Source organism: Hymenobacter jejuensis (assembly GCF_006337165.1).
GTDB lineage: Bacteria > Bacteroidota > Bacteroidia > Cytophagales > Hymenobacteraceae > Hymenobacter > Hymenobacter jejuensis.
Genome location: NZ_CP040896.1, coordinates 2081669 through 2098162, shown reverse-complemented (window position 1 = coordinate 2098162; position 16494 = coordinate 2081669). Strand labels below are relative to the sequence as shown.

Annotated in this window: 17 protein-coding genes; 6 read left to right on the top strand and 11 right to left on the bottom strand. The window is 56.2% G+C overall.

What is annotated here, in order from left to right:
• Positions 1-103 precede the first annotated feature (103 nt).
• Together FHG12_RS08575 and FHG12_RS08570 are read left to right on the top strand one after the other, a co-directional pair.
• On the top strand, positions 104-421 hold the full coding sequence (locus FHG12_RS08575) for a thioredoxin family protein (RefSeq protein ID WP_139515337.1): 318 nt from the start codon (positions 104-106) through the stop codon (positions 419-421).
• 11 nt (positions 422-432) lie between these two features.
• Positions 433-675 (top strand): DUF6952 family protein, encoded by a 243-nt coding sequence (locus tag FHG12_RS08570; protein ID WP_139515336.1) that lies wholly within the window; start codon positions 433-435, stop codon positions 673-675.
• Between the two features lie 77 nt (positions 676-752).
• Here FHG12_RS08570 and FHG12_RS08565 read toward each other — a convergent pair whose 3' ends face one another.
• The 4 genes from FHG12_RS08565 to FHG12_RS08550 all read right to left on the bottom strand — a co-directional run bounded on the left by FHG12_RS08565 (position 753) and on the right by FHG12_RS08550 (position 5065).
• Positions 753-1364 (bottom strand): TetR/AcrR family transcriptional regulator, encoded by a 612-nt coding sequence (locus FHG12_RS08565; protein WP_139515335.1) that lies wholly within the window; start codon positions 1362-1364, stop codon positions 753-755.
• 68 nt (positions 1365-1432) lie between these two features.
• On the bottom strand, positions 1433-2122 hold the full coding sequence (locus FHG12_RS08560) for a carotenoid biosynthesis protein (RefSeq protein ID WP_165699344.1): 690 nt from the start codon (positions 2120-2122) through the stop codon (positions 1433-1435).
• A gap of 113 nt (positions 2123-2235) precedes the next feature.
• The gene (gene crtD, locus FHG12_RS08555) at positions 2236-3732 is read right to left on the bottom strand and encodes a 1-hydroxycarotenoid 3,4-desaturase CrtD (protein ID WP_139515333.1); all 1497 of its coding nucleotides are present in this window, start codon (positions 3730-3732) and stop codon (positions 2236-2238) included.
• Between the two features lie 142 nt (positions 3733-3874).
• Positions 3875-5065, bottom strand: coding sequence for a class I SAM-dependent rRNA methyltransferase (locus tag FHG12_RS08550; protein ID WP_139515332.1), 1191 nt, complete (start codon positions 5063-5065; stop codon positions 3875-3877).
• A gap of 147 nt (positions 5066-5212) precedes the next feature.
• On the opposite strand from FHG12_RS08550, the gene FHG12_RS08545 reads away from it, so the two are divergent.
• Positions 5213-5680, top strand: coding sequence for a GNAT family N-acetyltransferase (locus tag FHG12_RS08545; protein ID WP_139515331.1), 468 nt, complete (start codon positions 5213-5215; stop codon positions 5678-5680).
• Here the strand turns inward: FHG12_RS08545 and FHG12_RS08540 are convergent.
• Complete coding sequence (locus FHG12_RS08540) at positions 5675-6124, bottom strand: SRPBCC family protein (protein ID WP_139515330.1); 450 nt, start codon at positions 6122-6124, stop codon at positions 5675-5677. The genes FHG12_RS08545 and FHG12_RS08540 overlap by 6 nt on opposite strands.
• A 104-nt stretch (positions 6125-6228) precedes the next feature.
• On the opposite strand from FHG12_RS08540, the gene FHG12_RS08535 reads away from it, so the two are divergent.
• Positions 6229-7293 carry an aminotransferase class I/II-fold pyridoxal phosphate-dependent enzyme gene (locus FHG12_RS08535; protein WP_139515329.1) on the top strand — a complete coding sequence of 355 codons (1065 nt, stop codon included), beginning with the start codon at positions 6229-6231 and terminating at the stop codon, positions 7291-7293.
• Between the two features lie 64 nt (positions 7294-7357).
• On the opposite strand, the gene FHG12_RS08530 is transcribed toward FHG12_RS08535, so the two are convergent.
• The 4 genes from FHG12_RS08530 to FHG12_RS08515 form a co-directional block, all read right to left on the bottom strand.
• A complete protein-coding gene (locus tag FHG12_RS08530) occupies positions 7358-10273 on the bottom strand; it encodes a DEAD/DEAH box helicase (protein WP_317129711.1) in 2916 nt (971 codons plus the stop codon).
• A 215-nt stretch (positions 10274-10488) separates the two neighbouring features.
• A complete protein-coding gene (locus FHG12_RS08525; protein ID WP_139515327.1) occupies positions 10489-11721 on the bottom strand; it encodes an FtsX-like permease family protein in 1233 nt (410 codons plus the stop codon).
• Between the two features lie 225 nt (positions 11722-11946).
• Complete coding sequence (locus FHG12_RS08520) at positions 11947-12756, bottom strand: class I SAM-dependent methyltransferase (protein WP_139515326.1); 810 nt, start codon at positions 12754-12756, stop codon at positions 11947-11949.
• 93 nt (positions 12757-12849) lie between these two features.
• Positions 12850-13278, bottom strand: coding sequence for a ribosome-binding factor A (locus FHG12_RS08515; protein WP_139515325.1), 429 nt, complete (start codon positions 13276-13278; stop codon positions 12850-12852).
• A 5-nt stretch (positions 13279-13283) separates the two neighbouring features.
• On the opposite strand from FHG12_RS08515, the gene FHG12_RS08510 reads away from it, so the two are divergent.
• Both FHG12_RS08510 and FHG12_RS08505 read left to right on the top strand, forming a co-directional pair.
• A complete protein-coding gene (locus tag FHG12_RS08510) occupies positions 13284-13508 on the top strand; it encodes a hypothetical protein (protein WP_139515324.1) in 225 nt (74 codons plus the stop codon).
• An 82-nt stretch (positions 13509-13590) separates the two neighbouring features.
• Positions 13591-15006: a hypothetical protein gene (locus FHG12_RS08505; protein WP_139515323.1), complete on the top strand. Its 1416-nt coding sequence runs from the start codon at positions 13591-13593 to the stop codon at positions 15004-15006.
• A gap of 35 nt (positions 15007-15041) precedes the next feature.
• Here the strand turns inward: FHG12_RS08505 and rpiB are convergent, their stop codons facing one another.
• Positions 15042-15476: a ribose 5-phosphate isomerase B gene (gene rpiB, locus FHG12_RS08500; RefSeq protein WP_139517735.1), complete on the bottom strand. Its 435-nt coding sequence runs from the start codon at positions 15474-15476 to the stop codon at positions 15042-15044.
• Between the two features lie 93 nt (positions 15477-15569).
• Positions 15570-16439, bottom strand: coding sequence for a twin-arginine translocase subunit TatC (gene tatC / locus FHG12_RS08495; RefSeq protein ID WP_230471331.1), 870 nt, complete (start codon positions 16437-16439; stop codon positions 15570-15572).
• Positions 16440-16494 lie beyond the last annotated feature (55 nt).

Below are 16494 nucleotides of genomic sequence, written 5' to 3'. Positions count from 1 at the left end.
TTCACAACCTTTTTCACCCGAAAAGGCTTTAGCTTTGTCGCCAGGTAAGAACTATTCTCATCTGCCTGCCCTTTTACCAGCTTCTTCACGTTTTCAAAGTTTTATGCCTGTTACAAAAGCAACCGACGCAGACTTCCGCCAGCTTCTCGCCGACAACGAGAAAGTAGTTGTGAAATACTACGCCGATTGGTGCGGCAACTGCCGCCTATTCTCGCCCAAATTCAAGCGTCTCTCCGAAACCGAGCAGTTTCAGAACATCGCCTTCCTCGACGTGAACGCCGAAACGAGCCCCGAGGCCCGCAAGCTGGCCAGCGTCACGACGCTGCCCTTCTTTGCCATCTTCAAACAAGGCGAGCTGGTAGAAACCGTTTCGGCCAGCAAGGAAGAGGCCGTTGTAAGCCTTATTTCTAACCTCAACTAAATCAAGAGGTTATGAAAATGCCCGCCATCAAGCGCCTCGTCGAGACGCAACCGCTGCCCGTGCTGGTAGCCGCCGAAGAAGCGCTGCTCGAGGAGCGCGAACCCTCTTTTGAAGTAGAAGGCGAAGACGAAGGCGAAAAGCTCACGCACGTGTTTGCCGCCATCTTCATCCTGAACCACATGCAGGACAATGGCTCCGAGTTTAAGGATGCCATGCGCGAGTTCACCAAAAAGGTGCGCGTTTCGCTCAACTAAACCGGCCTTGCCCAAAAGCCAAATGGCCGCTGTAACCTAAGTTGCAGCGGCCATTTTTGGTCACGAAGTTCAAGTAATTACGCCTTGGAGAAGTGCGCAGCCACGAGCTTAAAGCCTTCATCGGTGCAGATGCCGCGAATGTAATAGAGGTAGATGCTGCGAAATACCTCCGATAAATTGTAGCGCGAGGGCGGAAATATATCGGCGTTGAGCAGCAGATTTACTTGCTCCAGAATGATTTTGGTGACCAGCTCGATGTTGATGTCGCTGCGAAATTGCTTCTGCAAGATCCCGTCATTCAACAGGTTATGAATCTGCGGATACGAATACGTGGCCAAATGGTCCAGCATCATCGCCCACGTCTGGGGGTGATCTTGCTGGATTTCGGAATACAAGGTGCCGGGAATGTTCCGTAGCTCTTTGATGCCGTGTTGCAGCAGTAGCAAAATGCGCTCGACGGGACTGCCCGCCTTGGCAAACATGGCCGCATGCTCCCGCTTCTGCCGCTCCAGATCGTGCCGGGCCGCTTGGTCTACGAGGTCGTTTTTGTCCTGAAACATCTCGTAGAACGTGGCCGGCGAGATGCTCAATGAAGTGATGATCTGGTCTTCGGAGAGCGCACGCACACCATGCCGATGAAATAGCTGCTGAACCTCGTCCAGTAGCGTTGACTTTAAATTTGGTTGCATAGAGGGGTGGAAAGCGGCACTCAAAAAGCAAAAAAAAAGCAGGCTCTCCTACAAAAATTGCAATTCCCTTAGCCTACCAATCCCAACCCGAAAAAGAACAGGAGCTGCAACAAGTAGACGAAGGGCACCAGCGCGTTGCGCTTGACGAAATTGTTGCGGTTGAAATACACCTGCAAGATAAGCGCTACGCAAAACCACGCCTTGAAATTCTGAAGCGGGATCACGTTGAAATCCCAGGTCCAGAAGCCGTAGCGCACGGCCACTGGCTCGATGCACACGTCCATACCCACCATAAGCAGAGTAGCTACCACAGCCCGCACGAAGCCGGGCCCCGGCAGGTAACGCGCCAACACGCCCGTCATGTAGGTTAGCATCAGCCAGTTAAGCCCAATGAGCAGCGGCACGTTCAGCCATTTCAAACCCAGCACGTCGCCGTATTGGTAATGGCCAAAAATGATTCCGGTGCGGATGCCGGCCACTTCCACAAAAAAGCCCACCGCCATTACGGTGAAGCAAAACCAGGCAAACGTGGCGCTCCGGTCGGGCTGAAAAGCCAGCAGCAACACCGCCGTCAGCAGCAGGTTGAGCGGCACGAATTGCAGGTAGAAGCTCGGATCTTTGGAAAAGCCCAGGCCCAGAAAGCCCGTTACGTGAAAAAGAAGAAGTACCCCCTGCGCCATGCGCAGGCGGCGCTGACGCGCTTCGAGAGCTACGGCAGTAGCGGCAGGCGGCTGTTGAGTTGGGTCCGTAAAGGGCACGCTTGGTTGAAATTTTGAATGTTGAGTTCTGAATATTGAACGTATTTTCATAAATAATTGATAATCAATCATTTATGAAAATACGTTGTTATGTCGCGTTTTTCACTCCACCTTTATCGGGTAGAGATTAGGCCCGCGACAATTTTGGCGGAGAGCAGGCACAGCGGAATGCCGCCGCCCGGATGCACGGAGCCGCCGCAAAAGTAGAGACCTTCTAGTTTACGCGAAAAATTGGGATGGCGGAGAAATGCCGCCAGCATATTATTGGAACTGCTGCCGTACAGGGCACCGCCAAACGACGAGGTATCCGCGGCAATGCCCGGCGGCGTCCAGACGCGCTCGCTTCGGATGAGCGGTTCGATGTCGCGGCCCAGCGCCTTACCTACCCGTTTCAGCACGGCTTGGCGCGTATGCGCGGTAAGCGCTGCCCAGTCCTGGCCTTCGTCGTGGGGCACATTCACCATTACAAACCAGTTCTCGTGGCCGGCGGGCGCATCGGCAGGCGAGCATTTGGACGTGATGTTGACGTACACCGTGGGGTCGGCGGCCACCGTTTTATCCTGAAAGATGGCGTCGAATTCGCGCTTGTAATCTTGCGAAAAGAAGATATTGTGCAGCCCCAGTTCCGGAAACTCGTGCTCGATGCCCCAGTAAAAAATCAGGGCCGACGACGACCGCGGCTGCCGCAGTGTGCGCTCGGGCGCCGGAGCATGCGGTAGCAAGCGCCGGTAGGTAGGCACAACGTCCATGTTGCTGATTACCAGCCCAAAATCATAGACGTCTTGCGGCGTGCGCACGCCGGTCACGAGGCCATCGGCCGTCAGAATTTCTTCTACCGGCTCGTTGTAACGGAACGTAGCACCCAACTCTTCGGCCAATGACACCAAGCTCTGGGCAATGCTGTAAATGCCGCCTTCGGGGTAAAACGCGCCAATGCCGTGCTCCAAATGCGGAATCATGCTGAGCGTGGCCGGCGCTTGGTACGGATCGGAACCGTTGTAAGTGGCGAAGCGGTCGAAGAGCTGCACAAGGCGCGGGTCAGCGAAAGTCTTGGCGTGGCGCTGGTGCATGGTGGCCGTCAGGCCCAGTTGGGGCAGCGCCGCGACCGCATGCAGCACCTCGGGCGCAAGGTAGGTTTTGGCTTTGTGTAACGACTTGTGTAAGAAAGTATTAGCTGTAGCCCCGTATGCTTTGGCACTGCGCCGCAAGAAACGCTGCACCGTTACGGCGGGCACTTGCAGCTTCGCTTCGATTTCGGCCGCAAACTTTTCTTCATCGGCCCAGGCGGTGAGGCGCGTGCCGTCGGCAAAGAAATACTGCGTAATCGGGTCGAGGCGCTGGTAGCGAAAATACTCCTGCGGATCGCGGCCGCACAGCCGAAACAGCTCGTCCACCAGTTCCGGCAGCGTAAACAACGACGGACCGGCATCAAACCGGTAGCCGCCGGGCAGCTCAAACTGGTGCATCTTGCCTCCAAACGAAGCGGCCGCCTCAAATACCGTTACGGCGTGCCCGCGCGCGGCCAGCCGCACGGCAGCAGCAATGCCGGCAATGCCGGCTCCGATGATGGCAACGGGAGGCTTGGAGGAAGATCTGGAGCGGACAGCCATAACTACGGAAGGGCAGAAACGCGCTACCGGGTATTCCTCGTTCGCGCCAAGTGTGGGGTTTGGGTTGGTTGTCAACTGCGTGCCGTATCACAACCAACTTGCGCGGCAGCACATTGCTACACAACCAACCGATGGCAATTGTTTACTCCACGGCCAGCACCAAACCCTTCAGATATTCGCCTTCGGGGTGAAACAGGCTTACCGGATGGTCGGCAGGCTGCGTGAGGCGGTGCAGAATGCGGGCGGGCCGACCGGCTTCGATGGCGGCCGCCATGATGGCGCCTTCAAACAGTTCCATGCTGACGACCTGTGAGCAGCTGAACGTGAACAAGATGCCACCGGGAGCAATCTGCTTGATGCCGGCTACATTCAGGCGCTTATAGCCCATGAGCGCATTGTGGCGCGCCGACAAATGCTTGGCAAACGCCGGCGGATCGAGCACGATGAGGTCGTATTGGTTGTGGCGCTCTTTCAAGAAGCTAAACACATCCTGAGCGTAGGCTTCGTGGCGGTCGGCGTGGGCGGTGAGGGCCGCATTGCGATCAGTAAGCTCGATGGCACGCTTGGAGCTGTCGACAGAATGCACCAACTCGGCTCCCGCTTCCAACGCGTACACCGAAAATCCGCCGGTGTAGCAAAAGGTGTTCAGGACGCGCCGGCCGGGCGCGTAGCGAGCCAGCAACGCCCGGTTGTCACGCTGGTCGATGAAGAAGCCGGTTTTCTGGCCCGTCTCCCAATCAACAGCAAACCGATGCCCGTTTTCCTCGACAATATGCTCGTTACCAGTGCTTTCGCCGAGCAGATAATTATTCTTCGCCTCGGGGGCCGCTTTGGCCGGCACGGTTTCGGCGCTCTTGTCGTAGATGGCCCTGAGATGTGTGCCCAACACCGCCTGCAACGCCGCGGCAATCTGTGGGCGCGTGCGGTACATGCCCGCGCTATGTGCTTGTATCACAGCCACATCGCCATACACATCAATAATGAGGCCGGGCAAGCCGTCGCCTTCGGCGTGCACGAGGCGAAACACGTTGGTGTTCCCTGTGCCCGTCAGGCCCAGGCGCTGCCGAAGCTCGTAGGCATTGCGAAGCCGGTCTTCCCAAAAAGCTGCATCGGGCTGCGGCGCGTCGGCTCCAAATGCCAGCATGCGTACGGCGATAGAGCCGGGGGCGTAATGGCCCATGCCCAGCAATTCACCGTTGGAAGCCTGCACGGTAACTACTTCACCCTCAACGGCTTCGCCCTGCATGCGGGCAATAGCGCCCGAAAACACCCAAGGGTGAAAGCGACGAAGCGAATGGTCTTTACCGGGTTTGAGGGTGATGGTAGCGGGCATGGCAGCGAAGTGAGGCAATGAAAAGCAAAAGAGAAACACAAAAGTACGCCAAAGCCCGCAGGCGCAACTACCGCAGCCAACCGGTAATTTTGCACCCGTCGCGCAGCGACGCCGCTTGCGCCTTTGTATGCCTATTCCCCTGATCTTATGGCTGAGTCTTTGCCCAAAATTATTCTCTATCGCCCTGAGCATCAGCCTGCTTTCCGGGCCCTCAACCACGAGTGGATAACCCGTTATTTTCAGCTCGAAGAACCCGACAACCGCATGCTCGACGATCCGCAAGGCTATATTCTGGACCAAGGCGGCCATATTTTTATGGCTTCGTACCAAGGGCAGCTCGTCGGGACGTGCGCACTGCTGCGCGAAACCGATGCGGTATTTGAGTTGGCCAAAATGGCCGTTACGCCTAGTGCACAAGGACTTGGCATCGGGCGGCTGTTAGGCGAAGCAGCCATTGCGAAAGCGCGAGCCTTGGGCATCCGGCAGCTGGAGTTGTTGTCGAACCGCCGCCTGAGCCCGGCGCTGGCCCTGTATCGGAAGCTAGGGTTCGTAGAAGCGCCGTTGCCGGCCTCCGAATACCAGCGCGCCGACATCCGGATGGTGTTGGACTTATAAACGCGCGAAAGTGCGGCGGTAAATGGGCTTGCGATACGCAAATTGTGCCCACATCAACGGGTAAATCAGCAGGTCGAGCAACCGCGAAGAAGTGCGATAGGTAATGTCGTCGACGATGACACTGCCGCTCTTAACTGAATCATTCTCAATAAGATGCCGGTGTCGCCAATACCGCAACGGGCGCGGCAGCTCCTGCCCTTCGTCGATAAAATACATAGAGCCATCGGGCAGCTGCCCGGCTTCGGTAATCAGGCTGGTCCAGCGGAAGCGTGCAGGACCAACCAGAAGCTCTATTTCCACGCGGTCGCCGGGCGTGCAGCCATCAAAGCGCAACAGCCGCATCGTCGGGAAAGGCGGGGCGAGGCGCAGAAATAAATCGCGCGTAAACCCCATGAAAACTTGCAAAGGCTGTTGGTAAACGGGCGTGCGGAGCTGAAGGTGCATTAGTGCACAAACGCCTTCCCGGCAGATTTTGTTTGTGGGCGGCGCCACTGAGCAGCTCAAGGTTCTATCTTTCCGGCGCTCTCCATCCTGTTTTCGTACTGCCTGTGTTACAGATAGATCAGCTCCCCGGCCGCACCATCCTTGCTGATGGCCGGGAATACCTCTTTTGCAGCGGCACCAGCTATTTGGGTATGGCGCGCAATGCACAGTTTCAGGCGCTGCTGCTCGAAGGAATGCAGCATTACGGGACCAATTATTCGAGCTCGCGCATCTCCAATTTGCAGTTGCGCATCTACGACGAAGCCGAGCACCACCTCGCCCGCTATACCGGCGCCGAAGCTGCGCTCACCGTTTCTTCGGGCTACCTGGCCGGGCAGATGGCCGTGAAGGCACTAGCCCACGCCGGCCGCTTCGAGTACGCGCCCGGTACGCACCCAGCCGCGTGGCTAACGACCGATCTGCCCGCGGCGCCTGCCTTATCCTACCCTGACTGGGCCTCGGCGCTTCTCACACGGCTTGCCGCCGAACCGGCTGAGCCAGTGGTGATTATCAGTAACTCCCTCGATCCGTTGCGGGTGCAGCGCTACGATTTCAGTTGGGTCAGCCAGTTGCCCCGCGATCGCCCTATTACCTTACTTATCGACGATTCGCACGGCTTTGGCGTCACGGGGGTTGCGGGCGCTGGTATTATCTCGGAGTTGCGCGTCCCCGAAGGAATAAACGTGGTGGTGGTCAGCTCATTAGGAAAGGCCTGCGGCATTCCGGGCGGCGTAGTGCTAGGCTCGCAAGCATTTATCGGGCAGTTGCGGCAAAGTGCGTTTTTTGCCGCCAGCTCGCCGGTCGTTCCCGCTTATTTACACGCTTTTGTGCGCGCTGGCGAAATCTACCGCGAAGCTCGCGCGCAACTGGCGGCCAACGTGCAGCAACTAGCCGAAGCCGTGCAGCCGACCGGCATGCTCCAATCTTTCAACAGGTTTCCTGTTTCGTATATATCTGATAATCAGATATATAATTTTATGTTAAAGCGCGGCGTCTGGATTTCCAGCTTTCCGTATCCGTCGCCTACCGACCCCTGCATCACGCGCATAGTGCTCAGCGCCTTGCATACGTCGGCCGATGTGGCGCGAGTCGCAGAACTCGTGACGGAGTTTGCGTCAACCACTTCTTGACTCAACGAAAACGGGGCGCGAAGCCTAGCTCCGAACCCCGTTTTCGTTGAGAATTACCGAAGGCTTACCCTAGCAATTCCTCAATATCCTCTTTGGTCAAGGACTTGATAATGGCTTCGTCCGTCGTAATCAGGTCGGTTACCAGCTGGATTTTCTTGTTCTGCAACGCCAGAATCTTCTCTTCCACCGTGTTCTTGGTGATGAACTTATAGGTAAACACGGTCTTGAGCTGGCCGATGCGGTGGGCGCGGTCCACGGCTTGCGCTTCTACGGCCGGGTTCCACCACGGGTCGAGGATGAACACGTAGTCGGCGGCGGTGAGGTTGAGCCCTACGCCACCGGCCTTCAGCGAGATCAGGAACACGCGCAACTCCTCGGTTTCCTGGAAGCGATTCACCTCTTTGTGCCGCTCGCGGGTGTTGCCGTCGAGGTAAGCATATTCGATCTGCCGCTCGTCGAGCGACGCCCGCACAATGTCCAAGTGCTTTACGAACTGACTGAATACCAACACCTTATGACCTTCCGAAACGATGCTCTTGATCATCCGGATCACCTCACGCAGCTTGCCCGATTCGTCTTCGTAGCCTTCGTCGGCCATGCGCGGGTGGTTGGCAATCTGGCGCAGCTTCGTCAGGCCTTGCAACAGCATAAACTGCGTGCTGGCCGTGCCGTGCTCCTCGATGTTTTTGAGAATCTTGTTGCGGTAGTAGCTCTTGGTTTCCTCGTAGCAGTGCGCCTGCTCCTCAGTCATGGGGCAATAGCTCAGATGCTCAATTTTATCGGGTAACTCAGTGGCTACCTGGGCTTTATGACGACGCAGGATAAACGGCTTGATAAGGGCGTGTAACCGGCGCGTTTGCACTTCGTCTTTGCCTTTCTCGATGGGCTTCAGAAACTCCTTGCGGAAAAACGCCTGCGAACCCAGCAACCCCGGATTGATAAACGACATCTGCGACCACAGGTCCATCGTGCTGTTTTCCACCGGCGTACCCGTCAGGATGAGGCGGTGGCGCGAGCGCAACCCGCGCACGGCCTGCGAAGTGGTCGAGCTGGGGTTTTTGATGGCCTGCGACTCGTCTAAGATCACGTAATCGAAGGCGTAGCTTTTCAGCAGTTCCGTATCAAGGCGCACGATGCCGTAGCTGGTCAGCACCACGTCGTAGTCCTGAAACTGCTCCACGTTTTTGTCGCGGTAAGTGCCCGTGTAGGTCAGGATGCGCAGACCCGGCGTGAACTTTTGCGCTTCGCTTAACCAGTTGTATACCAGAGAAGTAGGCATTACTAGTAGCGATGCTGCCCCGTCCGATTCGCCGCTTTCCTTGCGATCCAACAGCAGCGCTAACGTTTGCACCGTCTTACCCAAACCCATGTCATCGGCCAGGCAACCGCCAAAGCGATAGTCTTTTACAAAATGCAGCCAGTTATAACCCGCCTTTTGGTACGGCCGGAGCGTTCCCTTAAAGCCAGCGGGCAATGCTTTGTCTTCCACGGCTTCGAACTCGCGCAGCTTTTCCAGCTTGCGGCTCATTACCACGTTGGCGAGGTTACCGTTCTGTAAATCAGCCACTAAGGCCAAGTGGTGTTTGCGCAGCGTGAGGCTGTGGTGGTGCTCTTCAGAAAACGCAAACAGCTCCAAGTACTGCGTAAACCACTCCTCGGGGATGATAGCGATCTGACCGTTGGGCAGCCGGTATTCGTGACGCTTGTTGAGAATGTAGGGCCGCAGCTTGACGAACGGAATTTCAAACTCTCCGAAGCGCACGGTGCCGTGCACATCAAACCAGTCGTTGGTTTCGGTGATGCCTACCTGAACCGTCACAGCCCCGATAAAGTAGTCTTTGCCCGACGTGGCGGCCTGCTGCACCGTAAAGCCTAGCCGTGCCAACTCTTCGGCGTTGCTGTGCAGCCACCGGAAGGCCGTGGCTTTTTCGAGCACTGCCCGCCCGTTGCGCACCTCCAAGGCACGGTCTTTCAGCTCGCGAATGATTTCGTGCTCGCGGTCGAGGTTGCGAATGAGGCGGTGGAATATATATGAACCCTCGTTTTTTTCCAGCTTCACGCACACCCGCTTGTCGTAGCCGTTGTGCACGGTATGATCGCCGTAGCGGAACGACAGATCAAAATGAATCTGCTCGGAAGTATCTGCTACAGAATTAGTTACCACTTCCGCCGTGCGACGGCCGCTGGTGCGGCTGCGTTCGTCCTGCACCACCGTTGCGCTAGGCGAATCGGTGAAGGTAAGCTGGGGCCGGGCCACGTAGCGCTCCGAGCGAATATCGAACCCACGGGCATGCACGTCGAATGACTCAACCAGCGGCGCCACGAACCGGTGGAAATAACTATCCTCGACCTGGCGCGGAATAACGATGAATTTCTTATTCAGGAACGGCTGCAGCTTCTTGCCGTCGACGTCATTCTGAAAGTTGTGCAGCGTGTCGTCCACAAGCATCCAGGCGGGCTGAGCGGCCACGATAACGGCACCTTTAAACTGAAAATCAAGCTTTTGGCCTTTGTACTGAATGGTTGGGAAGTAATGCGTGCTGTCGTCGTTGCGGCGGAAATGAAACAGCACCGATGCCGGTTCGGGCGCTACCTGGATTTCGCGCCAGGTTGGCTCACCGTCCTTGCCCATGATGAAGACGCACTTCCCCTTCAAACGTTCTAGTATCTGCCCCATGCGCTCCTGCACGTAGCGGCAGATGGCGTCCTGCAAACCTTTGTCGCCTTTCTCCGGATCGTAAATTTTGAGGAAGAAATCGGCCGGAGTGGTCTTTTTCGACCAGAATTCTTTGATGACGGCATCCTGCTGAATCTGGTCGGTCAGGGCTACGAGCTCGAAATCCGTAGCATCCAGTCCATCAGCAAATTCGGAGGCGTTCTTGGCCGAAACCGTTTGATGTTGAAGCGTGAGTTGCCCTCTCGAATTGCGTTGTACTACATATGACTCGAACAAGTACCCTAAGTACTCGTGTTCAAGCAAAGAATAAACAATTTGAAACGGCTGTGAAGTTGAAACCTTCATAATCAACGACAGATATGCAACATCGAAAGTAGTAACAAATGCTAAATAGCGTAATTTCTATTAAAAAGTAAAATTAAATCTATAAATAGTTACATTGACAAGGCAGAAAATGGTTTTCTTACCACTGAAGCGTACTCCTCAGTAGACGAATTACCCTTTTGTACAGGAATTTGCTAAAGGTTTTCTCGCACGTCGAGGCGCGAAGCGGCCAGGGCCGGGCGGATTGATACCGTAATGGTGATCACCACAATCGCCAAGCCGGTGAGCACGATATCGACCAGCTGCATCTTCACCGGGTAGGCATCTACCACGCTGGTAGCCATGCCCATCGATACGATCTTAAAGGTTTGCTGTGCCCAGCAAATCGTGACGCCCAGGATGAGTCCCGTTAGGGCTCCGACCATGGCCACAATGGCGCCTTCGAGCAGGAAGATGTTGCGCACAATGTGCGAAGTCGCGCCCATGGCCATTAGGATGGCGACGTCCTTGCGTTTGTCGATCACGAGCATCGACAGCGAAAAGAAGATGTTGAGCGAAGCAATCAGCAGGATGAAGGCGAATGTGATGAACACAAACATCTTCTCCACCTTAATGGCTTTCAGCAGACTTACGTGCTGCTCATCGGAGTCCAGCACTTTAAACTGTTTGCCGAGCACCTTCCGCAGCCGCGCCTTCACGTCGTCGACGGGTTCGTCGTTTTTTACTTTTACTTCCAGCGCCGTGCGCTTGTTGCCGTACTGCAATAGGCTTTGGGCAAAATCGAGCGGCACAAAAATGTAGCTATCGTCGATGTGTTGCTCGATCAGGAATACGCCCCCAGCCAAGATATTCTGCTGGGTAAAAGCGTTGTCGAGGTCAGTTATGGAAAAGGATTTCTTGCCGCTGTTACGCGGGTAGAGCAAGCGCAAGGGCGAAAAGCGGTTGTCGAGGGCAATACTGAGTTCGTGCTGCACGCCGGCACCGAGCAGCGCGTAGTGTTCGCCGTTGCGATTGAGGCGGTGGTCACCTTCCACAATAGCCGAATCTATGTTGCTCTGGGCGAAGTAGTTATTGCTGACGCCCTTCATCTTGACCACCATCTGGCGGTCGTGGTATTGCAGCAGGGCATTGTCTTCGATTACTTCCGTCACGAGGCCCACACCGGGCGTGGCGCTGAGCCGAGTTAGCAGCGCCGGCGACACGGGAAACGCCTTGCCCTGGACAGCCGAAATAAGCAGGTCGGGGTCCGACTTGCCGTAGAGCGAGCGCACCAGATCTTCCAGCCCGTTAAAGACCGACAGCACGATAATCAGCGACATCGTGCCCACCGCCACCCCGATCATGGAGATGTTGGAGATGATGCTGATGATGTTGCGCTTCTTCTTCGACGAAAAGTAACGCCGGGCAATGAGCAGAGGGACGTTCAACGCGCGAGGATAAAGAGCAACTTATTAGGTAAATATCTGACAATCATATACTTATGTCAGATTACGCGTAAATAGGAAAGCCGGTCAGGCGCGCTTCCTGCGCAACCGGAATGAGCACCTTTCGCCCTCGAACTTCTATTTTAAGTGTTGAATCAACCATAGTAAAAACTGTGGGAATGCACCAATGAAGCACAAGAGCAAGATACGCCGCTAAGCGTGAAAGGTCTATTTCCAGGCTTTTACAATCAGGCCCGTACCGGAATCGTGCTTCATGCGCGCATCCAATGTGTTCAGAATCAAGCAGAACGGAAACGTCACGAGGTAATAAAACGGCAGCAGCACGAAAAACCACTTCGAGGCTCCCAGCATCAGAATCGGGTATTTCATGCTTAGGCGCCACGAAATCTGGCCGGGCTCGCCGTAGCTATAGCGGGCTTCGATGCGCTCGAAACCGGCCGTGCGCAGCTTCTGCTGAATCTCGTGGATGTTGTAGCCGTCGCGCACATGCTCTTCGATAAATGAGGTTTCGCCGTCGGCGTGCACATCGGAGCCACCTTGGTCGGAAGGGGTGGAAATCAGCAACATACCGCCGTCTTTCAGCGAAGCATGGATGTTGCGAAACACCTCTACGTCTTCCAGAATATGTTCCATCACGTCCACCGACAGGGCTAGGTCGAAAGAGTTGGGCTCTTGGTACAGCACCAAGTCCTGCACGGCAAACTGCACGTTGGTGCGGCCGATCTGGCGGAAGAAGCGGTTGGAGTCGGCAATCTGCTCGTCCTTCACGTCCACGGCCAAGATGTTCCATTTCTTGCTCAGCCCCGACAGCCAGTATGTGTACTGGCCGTAGCCAGAACCGGCGTCCAGGATGTTGAGCGCCTCGTTGGTACGCCCCGCGGCCCATTGCCGCAGCTCACGGTGTACGTGCCAGGTACGCAACAGCAACAAATCGAGCAACACGTAAAACGTGCGGCGCAGCCACGGCGTGCGGTTAAACACCTCACCCAGCGACTTTTTAATCGGATCGTAATACAAAGGGAAACGTTGAGTTATGAAGGACGAATCGCGAATTGACCCTGTGTGTAAAACATTGATAATCAATTATTTGCACACGAAAAGGCAATTCACTTATTCCTCATCTTCGTCGGCAAAAAGTTTGGGGCGCTTCGAGTCAGGCTGGTCCTTGTCGGGGTCTTCCGGCTGCGACGGTGGGATGTTTAAGCCGCTGAACACCTGATCCATGCGGGCGGCATAAGCCGCACTGTCGTCGAGGTAGAAGGCCAAGTCCGGCACAATGCGCAGCTGCTGCCGCACCCGCTTGGCCAAGGCGAGTCGAATGGTTTTGGCGTTGTCGCGCACCTCGGCCAGCATGCCTTCGGCATTGCCGGCAATGAGCAGGCTCAGGTACACGCGGGCCACGCCCAAATCCGGCGACACCCGTACCGTGCTGATGCCGGGCGCCAGCCCCGGAAACAGGTGGGGCAAGTCGCGTTGAAAGACGGCGGCCAGTTCCTGCTGCAGGAGGCTGGCAACTTTTTGCTGTCGTTTGCTTTCCATATGAATTGGCAAAGATAGCAGTTGGGGGCTTAGGGACTTGGGAACTTACCGACTTCGTGCAGCTTGGGCGCAAGACTGACGGTTTCCGACCCGACGCCGCAGGCATGCGAGTGGTGCTGAGGCGCCAGCAGAAGGTCATTGAGCCGCCATGCTACCCTTCCCCTACACTGCTGCAACAATATCAGTCGACCAGCCTGCGGCATCAGGTCGAGACGTATTGGCTCCAGTAACAGGCTGCTACCTTTGCTGCTCGCGCGACTTCATCCGCCGAAGCCAGTCTCCCGACTTGTTACGTTCCTAAGCCTTCCCGCTTTGCTTCGTTTTTTCAAAAGCCCGCTTCCTTCCCGCCTTATTTTGCTGGTATTGCTGCTGCTGGCCCTGCGGTTGCCGCTGCTGTGGTTGGGCGTGCCCCTGATGCCCGCCGAGCTACACGCATTGCTCGTGGGCGAGCGGCTGCACGAAGGCGCCCTGCCCTACCGCGACCTCTACGACAGCACCGCCCCGCTGGCCTCGGTGCTGTTTGGTGCCCTCGATGTGATTGCCAGCCGACCGCTACTGCTGTATCGCCTGCTGGCGCTGGGCATTCTGGCTCTGCAAGCCCTGCGCCTAAACGTGGTACTCAACCGCGCCGACGTGCATCCTGAGCGCGGCTTCGTGGGCGCGCTCACTTACTTGTTGCTGGCCAGCCTCACCTTCGACCTCGATATCTTGTCGCCGCTCCTGATTGGCCATACGTTTATCATTTTGTCGCTCAGTGCTTTACTGCCCACCACCCGCGAAGGCTACGACAACCGGCGCCTGTTTCGGGCGGGCTTTCTGATTGGGGTGGCGGCGCTTTGTTATTTGCCGTTGGCGCTGTTTCTGCTGGTGGGATTGTTTGCCGTTATCATCTTCGCAGCCAATTCTTTCCGAAGCTTTTTGCTGCTGGTATGTGGTTTTTTGTTTCCGTACGCTGTGGCGGCCACGCTGTTTCTTTACGCCGAGGCCTTGCCCAGCTTTGTGCAGTTTCACTTGCAGCCTGTGCTGCGCGGTGTGGTGGCGGGGGCCGATGGCTTGCCGCTGTTCTTGCAGCTGCGGCTCCTGATCGTGCCAGGCGTGGTGCTCTTGCTCGCGTTGGGACGCACGTTTACTACGTCGCTGGGGCTGGTTTTCCAGGTTAAGTTCTTGCAACTCATGCTAGTATGGCTGCTGGTGGCCTTCGCGATGGCGGCGGCTGGCCGCGGAGCAGCCCCCGGCACTCTCGTGCTGTTTCTGCCGCCGCTTACATATTTCAGCCTATTTCTCTGGCAAAAAGCCCGGCGGGCATGGGTACCCGAGGTAATGTTGCTGGTGCTGGTGGGCACTGTGGTCATGATCCGATACCGCGACGTGCTGCACCTCGACGGGGTGTTGCAGCTGCCCTCCGAGCGCAACTACGCCATTCAGCCCAACCCGATTTATGCTACCCTGCAAGGACAACGGCTGCTTGTGCTGGGGCCCGACCGGCGGCCTTACGTGCAGAACCGGCTGGCGTCGCCATACCTCGACTGGCAGCTGGCCCAGAAGGATTTTGGGCACCTGAATGAGTATGCCGCGGTATTTCGGCTGGCCTACAACTTCGCGCCCAATCCGCCCGACTACCTCATCGACGAAGCGGGTCTGCTGCCGGAACTTCAGTACAAAGTGCCCAGCATCTTCGGGCGCTATAAGCCGACAGCCAACGAAAAAGTCTATCAGTTGATTAAATAGATAATCTCTTGACAATCAACATATTATATATTTAATCAACCATCAATCTTGCTGACTCTGGTTTGATGGCGGCCGCCTTCGAAGGGCGTATTCAGAAACTGGCTGACGATGGCGCGGGCGGCTTCTTCGCTCACGAAGCGCTCGGGAATACAGACGATGTTGGCGTCGTTGTGCTGGCGGGCCAGCGTGGCCAACTCGGGCGCCCACGCGATAGCCGCCCGAATGCCCTTGTGCTTGTTGGCGGTGATGCACACGCCATTGGCCGAACCGCAAACCAAAATACCGCGCTCAAACTGCCCCCCGGTAATGGAGTTGGCCAGCGGATGTACAAAATCAGGATAGTCCACAGAATCAGCGGAATACGTGCCAAAGTCCTGCACTTCGTAGCCGTTGTCGCGTAGCCACTGGGCTAGCATTTCCTTGTATTTGAAACCGGCGTGGTCGGAACCGATAGCGAGGGAGTTGCTCATCATGGTCAGGTTTAGGCTCAAAAATAAGCGACCCTGCCGTATCAATCACCGGAGGGCCGCTTGGTTTATGCGTTAGTTATCGGAGTGAGTGCCCTACGCACGCCCTTTATTGGCCGCCAACTCGGCGTTGAGGCGTTGCAGATTGTTGCGCGTTACGATGCGAGCAATGTTGATACTCAACTCGTAAAGCAGCAGAATCGGGATGGTCACGATGATCTGGGCCGAAACGTCAGGCGGCGTAATGATGGCAGCTAGCACCAGAATAACCACGATGGCATGCTTGCGGTAGAGGCGCATGATTTCGGGCGTAATCAGGCCGGCTTTGGCCAGGAAGAACACGATCATGGGCAACTCAAACACGAAAGCGCACGAAAGCGACATGGTGGTGAGCGTGCTGATGTAGCTCTGCATGTCGATCTGGTTCTCGATGGTCGGATCGACGGTGTAGGAGGCTAAGAAGTTGATACTCAGCGGTGCCGCGATGTAATACCCAAACAGCAAACCCAGGATAAACAGCACCGACACAAAGAACACGGCCCCTTGCGAGTTTTGCCGCTCGTGCGGGTACAGGCCCGGTTTCACAAAGCGCCAGAGTTCCCAGAACGTGTACGGAAACGCCAGCACGATGCCCACCATAAACGACGTGCTGATGTGCATGGTCAGCTGGCCGCTCATCTCGCGGTTCTGGATCACGAACCCGATCTTATCCATGCACAGGTCGGGCGCGCCAATCCAGTTACCGAACTTGCAGAACATACGATAAGTCCAGAAATCGGGCCGCGACGGCCCCAGAATGAGGTCGTGAAAAAGAAAGTCCTTGGCAAAAAATGCCCCGGTTGTGAACACGACAATCGAGACGGCCGCGCGGATGATGTGCCACCGCAAGGCCTCCAGATGGTCGATGAACGTCATTTCATGCGCTTCACCGAGCGCCTGCTCGGGTTCTATATGAGCCTGATCCACAGAGGTTTACTTGAGTAATAGGTAACGAGCCAGATAGCCGCGTCGAAGGGAGTTA